The following is a 15,863-nucleotide window of genomic DNA, read 5'->3' as shown; positions in this document are numbered from 1 at the left end:
GAATCGCCGCCCTGTTCGGGTTTTTCGTGACCGGTTTTACGACGTTGGATAAAAACTCAAGCGCCATTGATGCGCTCTTTCTTGAGTCCAGGGTCGCCCCGAAGCCTTGCAACATGTGACCAGTACCGGTGTTGCCGCCGTGTACGGGTCCCACCGCCAACGACAGTAACAGCGAGTCTGACTCATGGATGAGAAGTACCGCAGGGCCGTGGATGCCGCCGCCATTTTTTCCGAAACCGATTTGAGCGGCCGCATCACCCATGTCAATGATCAGTTCTGCGCCGTGTCCGGCTACAGCCGCGAAGAACTGCTCGGGCAGAACCACCGTATTCTCAATTCCGGCGTCCATAGCGCTGATTTTTTTGCCGCCATGTGGCGCACCATCGCCTTGGGCAGCGTGTGGAAAGGCGAGATCTGCAATCGCGCCAAGGACGGCAGCCTGTACTGGGTCGAAAGCACCATGGTGCCGATCCTCGACAGCACCACCGGGCGGGTGGAGCGCTATCTGTCGATTCGCTTCGACGTCAGCGAGAAGCGCCAGTTGTTGCATTCCCTGCAATGGCGTGTCGGCCACGATGTATTGACCAGTCTGCCCAATCGCGCGTTCCTTTCCGATTTGCTCGATCAGGCACTGGCGGTCTCCCGCCAGGAAAACATCCCCCTGGCCGTGTGCATGCTTGACCTTGATGGCTTCAAGGCGGTCAACGACGGTTACGGCCATGCCAGCGGTGATTTGCTCTTGGTCGAGGTCGCCAAGCGCTTGCGTAACATCGTGCGCAGCGAAGATGTCGTGGCGCGACTGGCGGGCGACGAGTTTGTCCTGGTACTGCGTTATGTACGCGATCCATCGGAGTTGCGCGCAGCCTTGAATCGCGTGCTGGGCGCGGTGTCGGCACCGTACCTGCTCAACGGCAAGCAGATCAGCGTATACGCCAGTATTGGCGTCACGCTGTTTCCCCATGATGACGAAAACGCCGAGACCTTGTTGCGCCATGCCGATCAGGCGATGTACGTGGCCAAGCAGAGTGGACGCAAACGATTTCACCTGTTTGATGTGTCGCGGGACCGGGAGGTGAAAGCCACCCATCAAACGGTCGAGCGTGTGCGTCAGGCGCTGATCGATGGCGAGTTGTGCCTGCATTACCAGCCCAAGGTGCACATGCGTCGTGGTGACGTCAGCGGTTTCCAGGCCGTGTTGCGTTGGCAGCATCCGCAGAGGGGGCTGGTTGCCGGCAAGGATTTCCTGCCGTTGGTGGAAGAGACCGACCTGATCATCGACATCGGCGAATGGGTGCTGGATCAGGTGCTCTCGCAGTTGGCGCAATGGCAGCAGGGCGGGCGAGTCTGGCCGGTCAGCATCAACATCGCGGCGCGGCATTTTCAGCGCGATGACTTCGTCGATCGGCTCAAGGCTTTGCTGGCGCGGCACCCGCAGGTCGCGCCGCAATGGCTGGACCTGGAAATAGTCGAGGCGGTCGCCATCGAGAACATTGCCCACGTCAGCGCATGCCTGACGGCCTGTCAGGCACTGGGCGTGCGTTTTTCCCTGGGCGATTTCGGTACCGGATATTCCTCCCTGAGTTACCTCAAGCACCTGCGCACCCAGACCATCAAGATCGACAAATCCTTTGTTCGCGACATTCTTCACGACCATGACGACCTCGCGTTGACCCGAGCGGTCATCGGCCTGGCGCGGGCGTTTGGTCGACAGGTGATTGCCGAAGGGCTGGAGAGTGTCGAGCACGGTGTCCTGTTGCTTGAACTTGGCTGTGAAGTGGCTCTGGGCGGGTTCATTGCCGGGCCGATGGCGCCGGTTGAGGTGCCGGGTTGGGTGCAAGGGTTTGTCGCGCCGCCGCAATGGCAAGCGCTGCCCGCATGAGGTGACGGATTACTGTTGCGAAAGTGCTTTGGCGGCGGAGGTATCGCCAATGTACAGGTGGATGATGTCGTCGATTTCACCGCTCATCTTCATCCGTAACAAGGTGCGCAGCACGCGCTGCACCGGCACCTGCGGATCATTGCGCACGTAACAGCCGACACTCTGCTCCTGCAGCACGGCAACGCCCTGCAGTTGCCGTTCAGGCAGCAGGCGCTGATTGAACCAGTCCAGGCTCCACTGGTTGCTGACGGCGTAGCGATTGCGCCCGGCGAGGAGTTTTTCCAGTACCTGTTCCTGATTGCGTGCGTCGTCGCGTTGCAGGCGATTGCTGTCGAACAGCGGTTGCAGCGTCGGGTAGCTGTAGCCCAGTACCGTGCCGATGGGCTGTGGTGGCAAGGTTGCAGGGTTAACCGTAGTGGGTGCCGCCTGGCGGGTGATCAACAGGTCGGGCTGGGTGAACAGCGGAATGCTCCAGATATAGTCGCCCGACTGGTGGGGTAGCCAGGATTGCGCGGCGTAACAGCGAATATCGACTTCGCCGTGTTCCATGGCGTTCTGTACCCGCCCTCTGGGCAGCACGTGGAATTCGGCCGGCACACCGACCTGGGTCGCCAGGCTGAGCATCACGTCATACAGGATGCCCTGGGTCGGCCGGCCGTGTTCGAGCTGCACCATGGGCATGGTCCAGCTGTCCGGAACGACAAAGCGCAACGGCGCCTCCGCGGCCGCACTATCCAGGCTGATCAACAGCATTGCCCCCAAGGCCAGCCGCATAAACGCTCCGCCATATTTGTACCAAAACGCCCCCGAAGTGCAGCTTAGCCAGAATACACGAGCGCACCGGATGCAATTTGTGCCTTGCTCCGCTAGCATTAGCCGCTTCTGCTTCCTTCGCTGCGACGGTTTTCGATGAGTTATCAGGTTCTTGCACGTAAATGGCGTCCGCGCTCGTTCCGCGAAATGGTCGGCCAGACCCATGTGCTCAAGGCTCTGATCAATGCCTTGGACAGTCAGCGCCTGCACCACGCGTACCTGTTTACCGGTACCCGCGGGGTCGGCAAGACCACCATCGCGCGGATCATCGCCAAATGCCTGAACTGTGAAACAGGTATCACGTCCTCGCCCTGCGGCGAGTGTTCGGTGTGCCGCGAAATCGACGAGGGGCGCTTCGTCGACCTGATCGAGATCGACGCCGCGAGCCGCACCAAGGTCGAAGACACCCGCGAGTTGCTCGACAACGTGCAGTACGCGCCGAGCCGTGGGCGCTTCAAGGTCTACCTGATCGACGAAGTGCACATGCTCTCCAGCCATTCGTTCAATGCGCTGCTCAAGACGCTCGAGGAGCCGCCACCCTACGTCAAGTTCATCCTGGCCACCACTGATCCGCAGAAACTTCCTGCAACGATTCTCTCGCGGTGCCTGCAGTTCTCCCTGAAGAACATGACGCCGGAGCGCGTGGTCGAGCATTTGACCCACGTACTGGGCGTTGAGAACGTGCCGTTCGAAGACGATGCACTGTGGCTGCTGGGGCGTGCCGCCGATGGCTCGATGCGTGACGCCATGAGCCTGACCGACCAGGCGATCGCCTTTGGTGAAGGCAAGGTCATGGCCGCGGATGTACGGGCGATGCTCGGCACCCTCGATCACGGCCAGGTCTACGATGTGTTGCATGCGCTGATCGAAGGCGATGCCAAGGCCCTGCTCGAAGCCGTCCGCCACCTGGCCGAACAAGGTCCGGACTGGAACGGCGTGCTCTCGGAAATTCTCAATGTGCTGCACCGTGTCGCCATTGCCCAGGCCTTGCCTGAAGGCGTCGACAACGGTCACGGCGACCGTGACCGGGTGCTGGCGCTGGCCCAGGCCTTGCCGGCCGAAGACGTGCAGTTCTATTACCAGATGGGCCTGATCGGTCGACGTGACCTGCCGCTGGCCCCGGATCCACGCGGTGGCTTTGAAATGGTCCTGCTGCGGATGCTCGCCTTCCGCCCGGCGGATACCGCGGACGCCCCGAGGCAACCGCTAAAGCCAGTGGGGATCAGCCAGGCCACAGTTGATTCCGCAAATTCAGTGGCTGCCGCGCCGGTCGTTGCGCCGGTGGTCGCTGCGGCAGTGGCACCGGTTGCGCCTGTTGTTCCTGTCGAAGCTGCGGCGCCTGCGCCGAAAGCCGTGCCCGAGCCGGTGGCAGAAGCGGTGGTGGTCGAGGAGGTCGTCGACCTGCCGTGGAATGATCCGGTCGAGACGGTGCCGGTTCAGCAACCTGCGGTCGAGCCGGTGCTGGAAACCGCCAGTGAACAACCCGAATTGCCACCCATGCCGTTACCGACACCGGACAGCGTGGTGCCGGACGCACCGGAGTGGGCTGCTGCGCCGATTCCCGAGCCGACCGTGGCCGACGTCGATGCGGCCACGCCAGGCATGGACCTGGACGACGAGCCGCCGCTGGACGAGGACTATATCGAGCCGGACATGGACTCGGCCTATAGCTATCTCGATGAGTTGGCCAGCGAGCACGCCGCCGAACCGGCTGCCGAGCCAGAACCCGAGCCTGCGGCTGCACCGGCGACGGGCTTGGCCCTGCAATGGCTGGAGCTGTTCCCGAAACTGCCGATCTCGGGCATGACCGGCAGCATCGCCGCCAACTGCACACTGATTTCGATAGACGGCGACAACTGGCTGATGCACCTGGATCCGGCCCACAGCGCCTTGTTCAACGCCACTCAGCAACGTCGTCTGAATGACGCACTGAACCAGTACCATGAGCGTACGCTGACCCTGAGCATCGAGCTGATCAAGCCCGAGCAGGAAACCCCGGCCCAGGCCGCATCCCGTCGGCGCGCCGACCGTCAGCGCGAGGCGGAAGAGTCGATCCACGGTGATCCGTTCATCCAGCAAATGATGCAGCAGTTCGGTGCGGTGATCCGTAACGATACTATTGAACCTGTCGACGCTCTGGTCACTCAGGGCTAATAACTGAAGGCGCTCGGCGTTACTGCGCCGGGCGCCGTTTTGATCCAAGTACTTTTGAGGTGATTCCCATGATGAAAGGTGGCATGGCCGGCCTGATGAAGCAGGCACAGCAGATGCAGGAAAAAATGGCCAAGATGCAGGAAGAGCTGGCCAACGCCGAAGTCATCGGTAAGGCCGGTGGCGATATGGTCACCGTGGTCATGACCGGTCGTCACGACGTCAAGAGCGTGACCATCGACCCAAGCCTGGTCGAAGGCCTGAGCGAAGACGACAAAGAGATGCTGGAAGCCGTTGTGGCCGCCGCCGTCAACGACGCCGTGCGCAAGATCGAAGCCAACAGCCAGGAAAAAATGGGCAGCATGACCGCCGGCATGCAATTGCCGCCGGGCATGAAACTGCCATTCTGATTCGCCAAAGCGTTTCGGATGGGCTACAAAAAATGCCAGACATCATGTCTGGCATTTTTGTTTCTGGCTGACAGATAGGCATTGCTCGTGAAATAGCTTTCGCGAGCAAGCTCGCTCCCACAGCAATTGTGTTGCTTACAAAACCCGAGGGAGCGAGCTTGCTCGCGATGAAGACAGCTCGGATGACCTGAGAAAACTTCGAACATATAACCTGTCACCAAGGTCTGCTCCCTTACACCCTCGAATCTATCGATCAAAGGAGACGCTGCCATGTCCGACCCCATGACCCTCAATCAACGCATTGTCCTGGCCTCTCGCCCGGTCGGCGCGCCGACGCCGGAAAACTTCCGCCTGGAGCGGGTGGCGCTGCCGGATCTGACCGATGGCCAGGTGCTGCTCAAGACGGTTTACCTGTCGCTGGACCCCTACATGCGTGGGCGCATGAGCGATGCACCGTCCTACGCCGCACCGGTGGAAATCGGCGAAGTGATGACCGGCGGTGCTGTCAGCCGCGTCGAGCGTTCACTCAATCCCAAGTTCCAGGAAGGCGACCTGGTAGTCGGTGCCACGGGCTGGCAAAGCCACAGCATCAACGATGGTCGCAGCATTATCCCGCTACCGGGTATGCCAAGTCCGTCGATGGCGCTCGGGGTGCTGGGTATGCCCGGCATGACCGCCTACATGGGCCTGATGGACATCGGCCAGCCCAAGGCCGGCGAAACCCTGGTGGTGGCCGCGGCGTCGGGTGCGGTCGGTTCGGTGGTGGGCCAGGTGGCGAAGATCAAAGGCCTGCGCGCGGTTGGCGTGGCCGGTGGCGCTGACAAGTGCCGCTATGTAGTCGAAGAGCTGGGCTTCGATGCCTGCATCGACCACAAGAGCGCGAATTTCGCCGAGGAACTGGCCAAGGCCTGCCCGAAGGGCATCGACATCTACTATGAGAACGTCGGCGGTAAAGTCTTCGATGCGGTAGTGCCGTTGCTCAATCCCAAGGCGCGAATTCCGTTGTGCGGTTTGATCGCCTCCTACAACGCCCATGAGGCGCCGAGTGGTCCGGATCGCCTGCCAACGCTGCAACGCACGCTGTTGACCAAGCGTGTACGGATTCAGGGCTTTATCGTGTTCGATGACTATGGCGATCGCCAACCCGAATTCCTCAGTGCCATGGCGCCCTGGGTGCGTGATGGCAAGGTGAAATTCCGTGAAGACGTGGTCGATGGCCTCGAGCAGGCGCCGCAAGCGTTCATCGGCATGCTCGAGGGGCGCAACTTCGGCAAACTGGTGGTGCGCGTTTCAGCCGATTGAGCATTTGACGCTAAACAGAGGCGCGGGTATAAACCGCGTCTCGTTGTCATGTCGGACTTTTGCACCATGAGCTTCAGCCCTTTGATTCGCCAACTGATCGATGCCCTGCGAATTTTGCCCGGCGTAGGTCAGAAAACTGCCCAGCGCATGGCGTTGCAGTTGCTCGAACGTGATCGCAGCGGCGGCTCGCGCCTGGCCCTGGCCTTGAGTCAGGCCATGGAAGGTGTCGGTCATTGCCGTTTGTGCCGCACCCTGACCGAAGACGACCTCTGCCCGCAATGCGCCGACACCCGCCGCGACGATACCCTGCTGTGCGTGGTGGAAGGGCCGATGGACGTCTATGCGGTGGAGCAGACCGGTTTCCGCGGGCGTTACTTTGTGCTCAAGGGGCACCTGTCGCCACTGGACGGTCTCGGCCCGGAAGCCATCGGTATTCCGCAGTTAATGGCACGGATCGAAGAGGCGGGCACCTTCACTGAAGTCATTCTCGCGACCAACCCGACCGTTGAAGGCGAGGCGACGGCGCATTACATCGCCCAGTTGCTCAGCAGCAAAGGCCTGATCGCTTCGCGGATTGCCCACGGTGTGCCGCTGGGTGGCGAGCTGGAGTTGGTGGATGGCGGCACGCTGGCGCATTCGTTTGCGGGGCGCAAGCCGATTTCTCTCTAATTTGTGCTGATTGTCCTGGCGCTATCGCGAGCAAGCTCGCTCCCACATTGGTTTTGTGATCACCGCAAACCCTCTGTGGAAGTGGGCGTGCCCGCGATGCAGGCGCTACGGTTTATCCGATAACCACAATCCTGTTGAAAACCAAGCAAGCGCTCGGTTAACTTCACTGACCCCTTCAGTGGAGCTCGCCGATGTCTGCCTTGCAGGAATACTTCGACCCCAGCCACCAATTGGTCCGTGACAGCGTCAGACGATTCGTCGAGCGCGAGATTCTTCCCGACATCGAGCAGTGGGAAGAAGCCGAGAGCTTTCCCCGTGAGCTCTATCTCAAGGCCGGTGCCGCCGGGATTCTCGGGATTGGTTATCCGGAGAGCTTCGGTGGCAGCCATGAAGGCGATCTGTTCGCCAAGATAGCCGCCAGCGAAGAGTTACTGCGCTGCGGCTCGGGCGGGCTGGTAGCGGGGCTTGGCTCGCTGGACATCGGCCTGCCGCCGATATTGAAGTGGGCCAGGCCCGAGGTTCGCGACCGCGTGGTCCCGCTCGTACTGTCTGGCGAAAAGATCAGCGCCCTGGCCGTCACCGAACCCGGCGGCGGCTCGGACGTCGCTAACCTGCAAACCCGCGCCGTGCGAGACGGCGATGTCTACCGGGTCAATGGCAGCAAAACCTTCATCACCAGTGGCGTGCGTGCGGATTTCTACACCGTCGCCGTGCGTACCGGCGAGCCGGGCTTCTCCGGCATCAGCCTGTTGCTGATCGAGAAGGGCACGGCGGGTTTCACCGTGGGCCGACAGCTGAAGAAAATGGGCTGGTGGGCGTCGGACACGGCCGAGTTGTTCTTCGACGATTGCCGCGTGCCTGCAGGCAATCTGATCGGCGTCGAGAACATGGGTTTCGCCTGCATCATGGGCAACTTCCAGGGCGAACGCCTGGCCCTGGCGCTGATGGCCAACATGACCGCGCAGTTGGCCTTGGAAGAAAGCCTTAAGTGGGCACGTCAGCGCGAAGCCTTCGGCAAACCCATCGGCAAGTTCCAGGTGATCAAGCATCGCCTGGCCGAAATGGCCACGGCGCTGGAGGTGTCCCGTGAGTTCACTTACCGCCAGGCAGCGAAGATGGCGGCGGGGCAGAGCGTGATCAAGGAAATTTCCATGGCGAAGAATTTTGCCACGGACACCGCCGACCGAATCGTCAACGATGCGGTGCAGATACTGGGTGGTCTGGGTTACATGCGCGAAAGCCTGGTGGAACGGCTGTATCGCGATAACCGGATTCTGTCGATTGGCGGCGGGACGCGGGAAGTGATGAACGAGATCATCAGCAAGCAGATGGGGCTTTGAGCAGGGTTTGAGATGAGTGGTGTCGACACTGACGTCATCGCGAGCAAGCTCGCTCCCACATTTGATCGCATTCCGACTGATGAAATGCAATCCACTGTGGCAGCGAGCTTGCCCGCGATGGCGTCAGAACAGGCGCTACTTACTTGTCGCTCAACGCAAACTGCGTCAGGCAGAACGTCGGAATGCCCATGTCTTCCAGGCGCTGCGAGCCACCCAGCTCCGGCAGGTCGATGATCGCCGCTGCTTCATGCACCCGCGCGCCCATGCGCCGAATCAGGTTCGCCGCCGCAATCAGGGTGCCGCCCGTGGCGATCAGGTCATCGAACATCACCACCGAGTCGCCTTCACACAGGCTGTCGGCGTGCACTTCCAGGAAGGCTTCGCCGTACTCGGTCGCATAGCCTTCGGCCAGCACATCGGCGGGCAGTTTGCCTTGCTTGCGGAACAGCACCAGCGGCTTGTTCAACTGATAGGCCAGTACCGAGCCGATCAGGAAACCACGCGCATCCATGGCGCCAATGTGGGTGAAGTCGGCCTCGACGTAACGGTGGGCGAAGGTATCCATGACCAGGCGCAAGGCTGTCGGCGACTGAAACAGCGGGGTGATGTCGCGAAAGATCACCCCCGGTTTCGGGAAGTCGATGACAGGGCGGATGAGGGATTTGATGTCGAAGGAGTCGAAGACCATCGTCGTGGTGTCCTGGCGGGCTACAAACGACGCAGTATAACGGCGGCCGAACGGTTTCGCTCAGCCGCAATCATTTGTATCAGCTTTCCAGTGAGCCACCGGCCAGTGCGCAGAGCTGGATCGGGTCGAGAATCCTGATTTCCTTGCCTTCGGCGGCGATCAGTTCATTTTGCTGGAAGCGCGTAAATACCCGGGACACGGTTTCCACGGCCAGGCCCAGGTAGTTGCCGATTTCGTTGCGCGACATGCTCAGGCGGAACTGGTTGGCCGAGAAGCCACGGGCGCGGAAACGAGCGGAAAGGTTGACCAGGAACGTGGCGATGCGCTCGTCGGCGGTTTTTTTCGACAGCAGCAGCATCATTTGCTGATCGTCACGAATCTCGCGGCTCATCACGCGCATCAGCTGGCGACGCAGTTGTGGCAATTGCAGGGCCAGTTCGTCGAGGCGTTCAAAGGGGATCTCGCAGACCGAGGTGGTTTCCAGGGCCTGCGCCGACACTGGATGCTTTTCCGTGTCCATGCCGGACAGGCCGACCAGTTCGCTCGGCAGATGGAAACCGGTGAGCTGTTCTTCGCCGCTGTCGCTCAGGCTGAAGGTCTTGAGGGCGCCGGAGCGCACCGCGAAGACCGAGTCAAAGGTGTCGCCCTGACGAAACAGGAACTCGCCCTTTTTCAGCGGACGCCCACGTTTGACGATCTCGTCCAGCGCATCCATGTCTTCCAGATTCAACGAAAGTGGCAGGCATAAAGGCGCCAGGCTGCAATCCTTGCAATGGGCCTGATTGTGAGCGCGAAGTTTTACTGGCTCAGACATTTCTTCAATCCTTGTGGGAAATCACACATAAGCTGTAAGGGTAACCCACCCAAGGACATTGAAGCCAGTATGTGGCGCTTTTGTCGCAGGCCGTCAAATCACCCGCGAGAAGCGCTGACGACTGTGTTGCTCCAGGTACGCATCGAACACCATACACACCGAGCGCACCAACAGGCGGCCGGCGGGCAGCACGCTGATCCGCTCGTTGTCGAGTTCGATCAGGCCGTCCCTGGCCATGTCTTGCAGTTGTGGCCAGAGTTCGCCGAAGTAACCTTGAAAGTCGATGTTGAAGGCCTGCTCGATGTCGGCGAATTCCAGATTGAAGTTGCAGATCAACTGTTGAATCACGGCGCGACGCAGTCGGTCGTCGCTGTTGCACACCAGGCCACGGTTGGTGGCCAATTGCAGAGCAGCGAGGGTGTTCTGATAGTGGTTCAGGTCACTGCTGTTCTGGCAGTACAGATCGCCGATCTGGCTGATCGCCGAGACGCCCAGACCGATCAAATCGCAATGGCCATGGGTGGTGTAACCCTGGAAGTTACGCTGCAGGGTCGACTCTTCCTGGGCAATCGCCAGTTCGTCATCCGGCAGGGCGAAGTGGTCCATGCCGATGTAGCGGTAACCGGCGGCAGTCAGTTGTTCGATGGTGCGTTGCAGCATCTCCAGTTTCTGGCTCGGCGTCGGCAGTTCGTTGCTGTTGATGCGCCGCTGGGGCATGAAGCGTTCCGGCAGGTGGGCATAGTTGAACACCGAGAGCCGGTCCGGTTGCAGGCTGATGACCTCTTCCACGGTGCGGGCGAAATTATCCGGTGTCTGCCGGGGCAGGCCGTAGATCAGGTCGATGTTGATCGAGCGAAATTGCAGGGTGCGCGCGGCGTCGATCACCCCGCGGGTTTCTTCCAGGCTTTGCAGGCGATTGACCGCCCGCTGCACGGCGGGGTCAAGGTCTTGCAAGCCGATGCTGACCCGATTGAACCCCAACTCGCGCAGTAGACCCATGGTTGACCAGTCGGCTTCCCGAGGGTCGATTTCGATGCCGTAATCGCCGGAGTCGTCATCCAGCAGATTGAAGTGCTTGCGCAGGTGCGCCATCAACTGGCGCAGCTCGTCATGGCTGAGGAAAGTCGGGGTGCCGCCGCCGAAGTGCAGTTGCTCGACTTTTTGCGTGGGGTCCAGGTGGCAGGCAATCAGCTGGATTTCCTGCTCCAGGCGCTGCAGGTAAGGCTGCGCGCGCCCGCGATCCTTGGTGATGACTTTGTTGCAGGCGCAGTAATAGCAAATGTTCGCGCAGAACGGCACATGCACGTACAGGGACAGCGGCCGCAGGGCCTTGCGGCTTTCGCGCAAGGCATGGAACAAATCAAAGGAGCCGACCTGACTGGTGAATTGCACAGCCGTCGGGTACGAGGTGTAGCGTGGTCCCGCCAAGTCGTAGCGGCGGATCAGATCGGTGTCCCAACGAATGGCGTCGAGCATCATGCGGGCATTCCCCCGGTTAGGCTGCAGTGTTGGCCAGTCTAGGGGGCGCGGCATTTGTGCATCTTGATTTGCATCAAGGGTGGTTGTCGGCTGGAGAATTTTGGAGGTTTTGGAGGGTTCTGAGGGCTTAGACGGCTTGCTGAAGGCTTTTGTGGTGAGGGAGCTTGCGCCCGTTGGACTGCGCAGCAAGCCCATCTTTTTGGGGCCGCTCCGCGACCCAGCGGGAGCAAGCTCCCTCGCCACAGGTTCAGTGCCCCATAAGCCAATGCTGATGCGGTCCCGGCAGGGTCCAGATACCAAACACAATCACCAGCAGCCCACCGGCCATGCGCACGCTGCGCTTGCGCAACAGCGCCGTCACGCGTTCGGCGGCAAGGCCGGTTGCCAGCAACACCGGCCAGGTACCGAGGCCGAAGGCCAGCATCAACAACGCGCTATCCAGCGCATTGCCCTGGCTGGCCGACCAGAGCAAGGTGCTGTAGACCAGCCCGCACGGCAGCCAGCCCCACAGGGCACCCAGCAGCAAGGCGCGCGGAACGCTCGACACCGGCAACAGCTTGGTCGCCACTGGCTGGATGTGCCGCCACAGCCCGCGCCCGAGGCCTTCAATGCGGGTCAGGCCGCTCCACCAACCGGCCAGGTACAAGCCCATGGCAATCAGCAGCAGACCGGCGAGCACGCGCATGACCATCGCCGCCGGGCTATTGGCCACCGCCCAACCGGCCAGGCCGATCAGCAAGCCCGCCATGGCGTAGCTGAGGATGCGCCCCAGGTTGTACGCCAGCAGCAGGCGAAAGCGTCGGCTGCGTTGCTCCTTGGGGATCGCCAGGGTCAGTGCGCCCATCAGGCCGCCGCACATGCCCAGGCAATGGCCGCCGCCGAGCAGGCCGAGAATCACCGCGGACACCAGCAGTGGCGCCAGTTCAAGCATGGGGCGGCGCCTTGTCGTCCGGCTTGGGCGATGGCTGGCTGGCTTCGTCGACCGCCGCGGTGTGTTTCGGGTCCTGGTCGTCGAACAGGATGCTGTGGGCCGGGCCGTCGAGGTCGTCGTACTGACCGCTGTCGACCGCCCAGAAGAAGATGTACACGGCGATGGCCACGATCAGCAGTGCGGCGGGAATCATCACATAAAGCGCTGGCATCTGGACTCCATGCTCGTGCGGCTCAGGCCGGCAGCGGGCGGGTGACTGGCGGGGTATCGGTGGTTGCGCCCGGCATGCGGGTCAGGCGCAACGCATTCAACACCACGGTCAATGAGCTGATCGACATGCCGACCGCAGCCCACACCGGGGTGATCCAGCCGAGGGCGGCGAACGGCAGCATGAGGCCATTGTACAACCCGGCCCACAACAGGTTCTCGATGATAACCCGGCGGGTGCGGCGGGCGAGGCTGAAGGCTTGCACCAGCGCGTCGAGACGATTGGACAGCAGCACGGCGTCGGCGCTGGTTTTCGCCAGATCAGTGGCCGAGCCCATGGCGACGCTGATGTCGGCGGCGGCCAATACTGGCACATCGTTAACCCCGTCGCCGAGCATCAACACCTTGCGACCTTCCCTGTGCAGTTGTTGCAGCACCTGCAGCTTGTCATCCGGACGCAGGCCACCGCGAGCTTCATCGATGCCCAGTTCCGCGGCCACACTGGCAACCATCGGCGAGCTGTCGCCGGACAGCAGCAACGTGCGCCAGCCTCGTGCCTTGCAAGCGGCCAGTAACGCGGGGGCGTCGGTGCGCAAACGGTCGTCGAGGACGAACCAGGCCAACGGCCCTTGGCTGTCACCGAGCAACAACCATTGGCCTGCTTCATCGGGCATGGCCGGTACTGTCGCGCCGCTGAGCTCGCAGACGAAGCCCGCTTGGCCTATGCGCAGGCGTTGCCCGCCAATCAGCCCTTCCAGACCCAGGCCCGGTGAACTGTGAACCTCTTCGGCCGCCACCGGCGCGCGACCAAAGGCGCGGGCGATAGGGTGTTCGGAGCGGTTTTCCAGCGCAGCGGCCAGGCTCAGACATTGCTCATTGTTCAATGCGCCGAGAGGGCGAATGGAGCGCAGCGCCAGACGACCTTCGGTGAGGGTGCCAGTCTTGTCGAAAATCACCGTGTCGATCTGATTGAGGCCTTCCAGTACATGGCCGCGGGTCAACAGCAAGCCCAGCTTGTGCAGGGTACCGGTGGCTGCCGTGAGCGCAGTGGGCGTCGCCAGCGACAGCGCACAAGGGCAGGTTGCCACCAGCATGGCCAGCACGATCCAGAAGGCGCGTGAAGGATCGAGTTGCCACCACAGCAGGCCGATGGCGGCCACGGCGATCAGTGTCAGCAACAGGAACCATTGCGCGGCGCGGTCGGCGATTTCCGCCAGCCGTGGCTTTTCCGCCTGGGCGCGGTCAAGCAGGCGGACGATCGCGGAGAGGCGCGTGTCCTGGCCGAGGGCCTGCACTTCCACCTTCAGTGCGCCTTCGACGTTCAACGTGCCGGCGGTCACCGTATCGCCCAGGGTGCGGGGTTGCGGCAGGTATTCACCGGTCAATACCGATTCGTCGACGCTCGACTGGCCGTCGAGAATCTTGCCGTCAGCCGGAAGGATCGCGCCCGGGTGCACCAGCACCTGATCGCCGATACGCAGTTCACTGAGCAGAATGCGTTCGCTCTGGCCATCGGGCGACAGGCGCAGGCAAGAGGCCGGCAGCAGATTGACCAGCTGCGCGGTGGCGGCCGCGGTGCGTTCCCGCGCCCGTTTCTCCAGATAGCGCCCGGCCAGCAGGAACAGCGCAAACATGCCGACCGCATCGAAATACAGCTCGCCATTCCCGGTGATCGAAGTCCAGATCCCGGCCACGTAGGCGCTGCCGATGGCCAGCGAAACCGATACATCCATGGTCAGGTGACGGGTGCGCAAGTCGCGCATGGCACCCTTGAAGAACGGCGCGCAGCTGTAGAACACGATAGGCGTGGTGAGGAACATCGCGACCCAGCGCAGGATGGCGTGCAGTTCCGGGCTGAGGTCGATGTTGAATTCCGGCCAGGTGGCCATGGTCGCCATCATCGCCTGAAACCACAGCAATCCGGCGACGCCGAGTTGGCGCAAGGCCAGACGGTTTTCGCTGGCCAATTGTTCGCTGGCGCGATCGGCTTGATACGGATGCGCGGCGTAACCGATGTGCCGCAGCTCGCCGAGAATCTGGCTGAGGGGTAGCTGCGCATCGGCCCAGCTGACATGCAGGCGATGGTTGGACAGGTTCAGGCGCGCTTCGGCCACGGCGGGCAAGGTGCGTAGGTGTTTCTCGATCAGCCAGCCACAGGCGGCGCAGCTGATACCTTCCATCAGCAGGGTGGTTTCGGCCAGTTCGCCCTGATGGCGGACAAAGGGCTGCTGGACGTCGGCGCGGTCGTACAGGGCCAGTTCGTCCACCAGTTGTACCGGCAGCGCTTCGGGGTTGGCCGAGGCTTCGCTGCGGTGCTGGTAGTAACTCTCCAGGCCACCGGCGACGATGGCTTCGGCCACGGCCTGACAGCCGGGACAGCAGAACTCGCGGGTTTGTCCCAGAACGGTCGCGGTGAAGCGGCTGCCGCTCGGGACGGGCAGAGCGCAGTGGTAGCAGGGGAGTGGGGTGATGGTCATGGAGTATTCACTGATACTGCTGAATCTCTATCGTCTGTAGGGCCTCATCGCGAGCAAGCTCGCTCCCACAGGGATCATGGGTGTGCTCAGGATTTGAGCACGACGCTGATCAACTGTGGGAGCGAGCTTGCTCGCGATGCGCGAAGCGCGGTTTTACTTCTTCAGATCTTCGGCGCCTTGCAGCGGTTCATCACCCAGCAACAGATCCTTGTCATGGCTCACCAGCTCTTCTTCGAACATGCGCCAGACGTGGTCATCCTGAGAACCCAGCAACTCGACGAAGCGGCGACCTTCGATCTTGTCGCTGAGTTGACCGATGTAGCGACCCTGCTCGGTTTCACTGCGGGTCAGAACGATCTTGCGATCCTTCTCCGGTTGGGTTGGCGAGATCAGGTTCAGTTCCAGCGTCTTCGGTTGACTGTCGCCGCTCAGGCGCAGGTCGACTTCACCGGTGACGTCATCGAGGTGCACGTTGGCGCGCATTTTCAACGTCTGGGCCAGCAGTTCGCGGTCCAGGGAGCGGTTGATGCCTTTGCCGGCCTCGTAGTAGTTGTCGTTGACCAGGTTGTCCGGGTTCTTTACCGCAATGGTCACCATGGACAAGGTCAGGGTCACCGAACAGGCCAGAATGCCGATGATGATCCACGGCCAGAGGTGCTTGTACCAGGGGCTTGCGGCGTTTGCTGCGGGCATGTTCAGTTCT

At 61.7% G+C, this 15,863-nt stretch carries 14 protein-coding genes; 6 read left to right on the top strand and 8 right to left on the bottom strand.

All coding sequences use genetic code 11. The features are described 5' to 3' along the window. The first annotated feature begins 184 nt into the window (after nucleotides 1-184). A complete protein-coding gene (locus EIY72_RS19795) occupies nucleotides 185-1,879 on the top strand; it encodes a putative bifunctional diguanylate cyclase/phosphodiesterase (protein ID WP_093217586.1) in 1,695 nt (564 codons plus the stop codon). A 9-nt stretch (nucleotides 1,880-1,888) separates the two neighbouring features. Here EIY72_RS19795 and EIY72_RS19790 read toward each other — a convergent pair whose 3' ends face one another. Next, the gene (locus EIY72_RS19790) at nucleotides 1,889-2,653 is read right to left on the bottom strand and encodes a substrate-binding periplasmic protein (RefSeq protein WP_093217590.1); all 765 of its coding nucleotides are present in this window, start codon (nucleotides 2,651-2,653) and stop codon (nucleotides 1,889-1,891) included. 135 nt (nucleotides 2,654-2,788) lie between these two features. Between EIY72_RS19790 and dnaX the strand changes: the two genes are divergently transcribed. From dnaX to EIY72_RS19765, 5 genes are all read left to right on the top strand, one after another. Then, nucleotides 2,789-4,846: a DNA polymerase III subunit gamma/tau gene (gene dnaX, locus EIY72_RS19785; protein ID WP_093217593.1), complete on the top strand. Its 2,058-nt coding sequence runs from the start codon at nucleotides 2,789-2,791 to the stop codon at nucleotides 4,844-4,846. 68 nt (nucleotides 4,847-4,914) lie between these two features. Next, entirely contained in the window at nucleotides 4,915-5,253 is a 339-nt protein-coding gene (locus EIY72_RS19780) for a YbaB/EbfC family nucleoid-associated protein (protein WP_093217596.1), read from the top strand. A gap of 270 nt (nucleotides 5,254-5,523) precedes the next feature. Next, entirely contained in the window at nucleotides 5,524-6,555 is a 1,032-nt protein-coding gene (locus EIY72_RS19775) for an NADP-dependent oxidoreductase (protein WP_093217599.1), read from the top strand. Between the two features lie 66 nt (nucleotides 6,556-6,621). After that, entirely contained in the window at nucleotides 6,622-7,224 is a 603-nt protein-coding gene (recR, locus tag EIY72_RS19770; RefSeq protein WP_057715679.1) for a recombination mediator RecR, read from the top strand. Between the two features lie 191 nt (nucleotides 7,225-7,415). Next, nucleotides 7,416-8,564: an acyl-CoA dehydrogenase family protein gene (locus tag EIY72_RS19765; RefSeq protein WP_093217602.1), complete on the top strand. Its 1,149-nt coding sequence runs from the start codon at nucleotides 7,416-7,418 to the stop codon at nucleotides 8,562-8,564. 139 nt (nucleotides 8,565-8,703) lie between these two features. Here the strand turns inward: EIY72_RS19765 and EIY72_RS19760 are convergent, their stop codons facing one another. The 7 genes from EIY72_RS19760 to EIY72_RS19730 form a co-directional block, all read right to left on the bottom strand. Then, nucleotides 8,704-9,252: an adenine phosphoribosyltransferase gene (locus EIY72_RS19760; protein WP_093217605.1), complete on the bottom strand. Its 549-nt coding sequence runs from the start codon at nucleotides 9,250-9,252 to the stop codon at nucleotides 8,704-8,706. 79 nt (nucleotides 9,253-9,331) lie between these two features. Then, a complete protein-coding gene (gene fnr, locus EIY72_RS19755) occupies nucleotides 9,332-10,066 on the bottom strand; it encodes a fumarate/nitrate reduction transcriptional regulator Fnr (protein ID WP_093217608.1) in 735 nt (244 codons plus the stop codon). Between the two features lie 93 nt (nucleotides 10,067-10,159). Continuing rightward, nucleotides 10,160-11,542, bottom strand: coding sequence for an oxygen-independent coproporphyrinogen III oxidase (gene hemN / locus EIY72_RS19750; RefSeq protein ID WP_093230372.1), 1,383 nt, complete (start codon nucleotides 11,540-11,542; stop codon nucleotides 10,160-10,162). A 250-nt stretch (nucleotides 11,543-11,792) separates the two neighbouring features. Further along, nucleotides 11,793-12,476, bottom strand: a complete 684-nt coding sequence (locus tag EIY72_RS19745; protein ID WP_093217611.1) for a sulfite exporter TauE/SafE family protein — start codon at nucleotides 12,474-12,476, stop codon at nucleotides 11,793-11,795. Then, entirely contained in the window at nucleotides 12,469-12,687 is a 219-nt protein-coding gene (ccoS, locus tag EIY72_RS19740; RefSeq protein ID WP_093217614.1) for a cbb3-type cytochrome oxidase assembly protein CcoS, read from the bottom strand. The genes EIY72_RS19745 and ccoS overlap by 8 nt, the downstream gene beginning before the upstream one ends. A 22-nt stretch (nucleotides 12,688-12,709) precedes the next feature. Next, nucleotides 12,710-15,160 (bottom strand): heavy metal translocating P-type ATPase, encoded by a 2,451-nt coding sequence (locus EIY72_RS19735; protein WP_093217616.1) that lies wholly within the window; start codon nucleotides 15,158-15,160, stop codon nucleotides 12,710-12,712. A gap of 153 nt (nucleotides 15,161-15,313) precedes the next feature. Further along, nucleotides 15,314-15,853, bottom strand: a complete 540-nt coding sequence (locus tag EIY72_RS19730) for a FixH family protein (RefSeq protein ID WP_093217618.1) — start codon at nucleotides 15,851-15,853, stop codon at nucleotides 15,314-15,316. Between the last annotated feature and the right edge of the window lie 10 nt (nucleotides 15,854-15,863).

This window comes from Pseudomonas vancouverensis (assembly GCF_004348895.1).
Taxonomy (GTDB): Bacteria; Pseudomonadota; Gammaproteobacteria; order Pseudomonadales; family Pseudomonadaceae; genus Aquipseudomonas; species Aquipseudomonas vancouverensis.
This window is presented reverse-complemented; position numbering and strand designations above follow the sequence as displayed.

Coding starts and splice junctions, on each gene's coding strand:
- EIY72_RS19795 (WP_093217586.1), top strand. CDS start 185: ATGGATGAGAAGTACCGCAGGGCCGTGGATGCCGCCGCCATTTTTTCC.
- EIY72_RS19790 (WP_093217590.1), bottom strand. CDS start 2,653: ATGCGGCTGGCCTTGGGGGCAATGCTGTTGATCAGCCTGGATAGTGCG.
- dnaX (WP_093217593.1), top strand. CDS start 2,789: ATGAGTTATCAGGTTCTTGCACGTAAATGGCGTCCGCGCTCGTTCCGC.
- EIY72_RS19780 (WP_093217596.1), top strand. CDS start 4,915: ATGATGAAAGGTGGCATGGCCGGCCTGATGAAGCAGGCACAGCAGATG.
- EIY72_RS19775 (WP_093217599.1), top strand. CDS start 5,524: ATGTCCGACCCCATGACCCTCAATCAACGCATTGTCCTGGCCTCTCGC.
- recR (WP_057715679.1), top strand. CDS start 6,622: ATGAGCTTCAGCCCTTTGATTCGCCAACTGATCGATGCCCTGCGAATT.
- EIY72_RS19765 (WP_093217602.1), top strand. CDS start 7,416: ATGTCTGCCTTGCAGGAATACTTCGACCCCAGCCACCAATTGGTCCGT.
- EIY72_RS19760 (WP_093217605.1), bottom strand. CDS start 9,252: ATGGTCTTCGACTCCTTCGACATCAAATCCCTCATCCGCCCTGTCATC.
- fnr (WP_093217608.1), bottom strand. CDS start 10,066: ATGTCTGAGCCAGTAAAACTTCGCGCTCACAATCAGGCCCATTGCAAG.
- hemN (WP_093230372.1), bottom strand. CDS start 11,542: ATGCTCGACGCCATTCGTTGGGACACCGATCTGATCCGCCGCTACGAC.
- EIY72_RS19745 (WP_093217611.1), bottom strand. CDS start 12,476: ATGCTTGAACTGGCGCCACTGCTGGTGTCCGCGGTGATTCTCGGCCTG.
- ccoS (WP_093217614.1), bottom strand. CDS start 12,687: ATGCCAGCGCTTTATGTGATGATTCCCGCCGCACTGCTGATCGTGGCC.
- EIY72_RS19735 (WP_093217616.1), bottom strand. CDS start 15,160: ATGACCATCACCCCACTCCCCTGCTACCACTGCGCTCTGCCCGTCCCG.
- EIY72_RS19730 (WP_093217618.1), bottom strand. CDS start 15,853: ATGCCCGCAGCAAACGCCGCAAGCCCCTGGTACAAGCACCTCTGGCCG.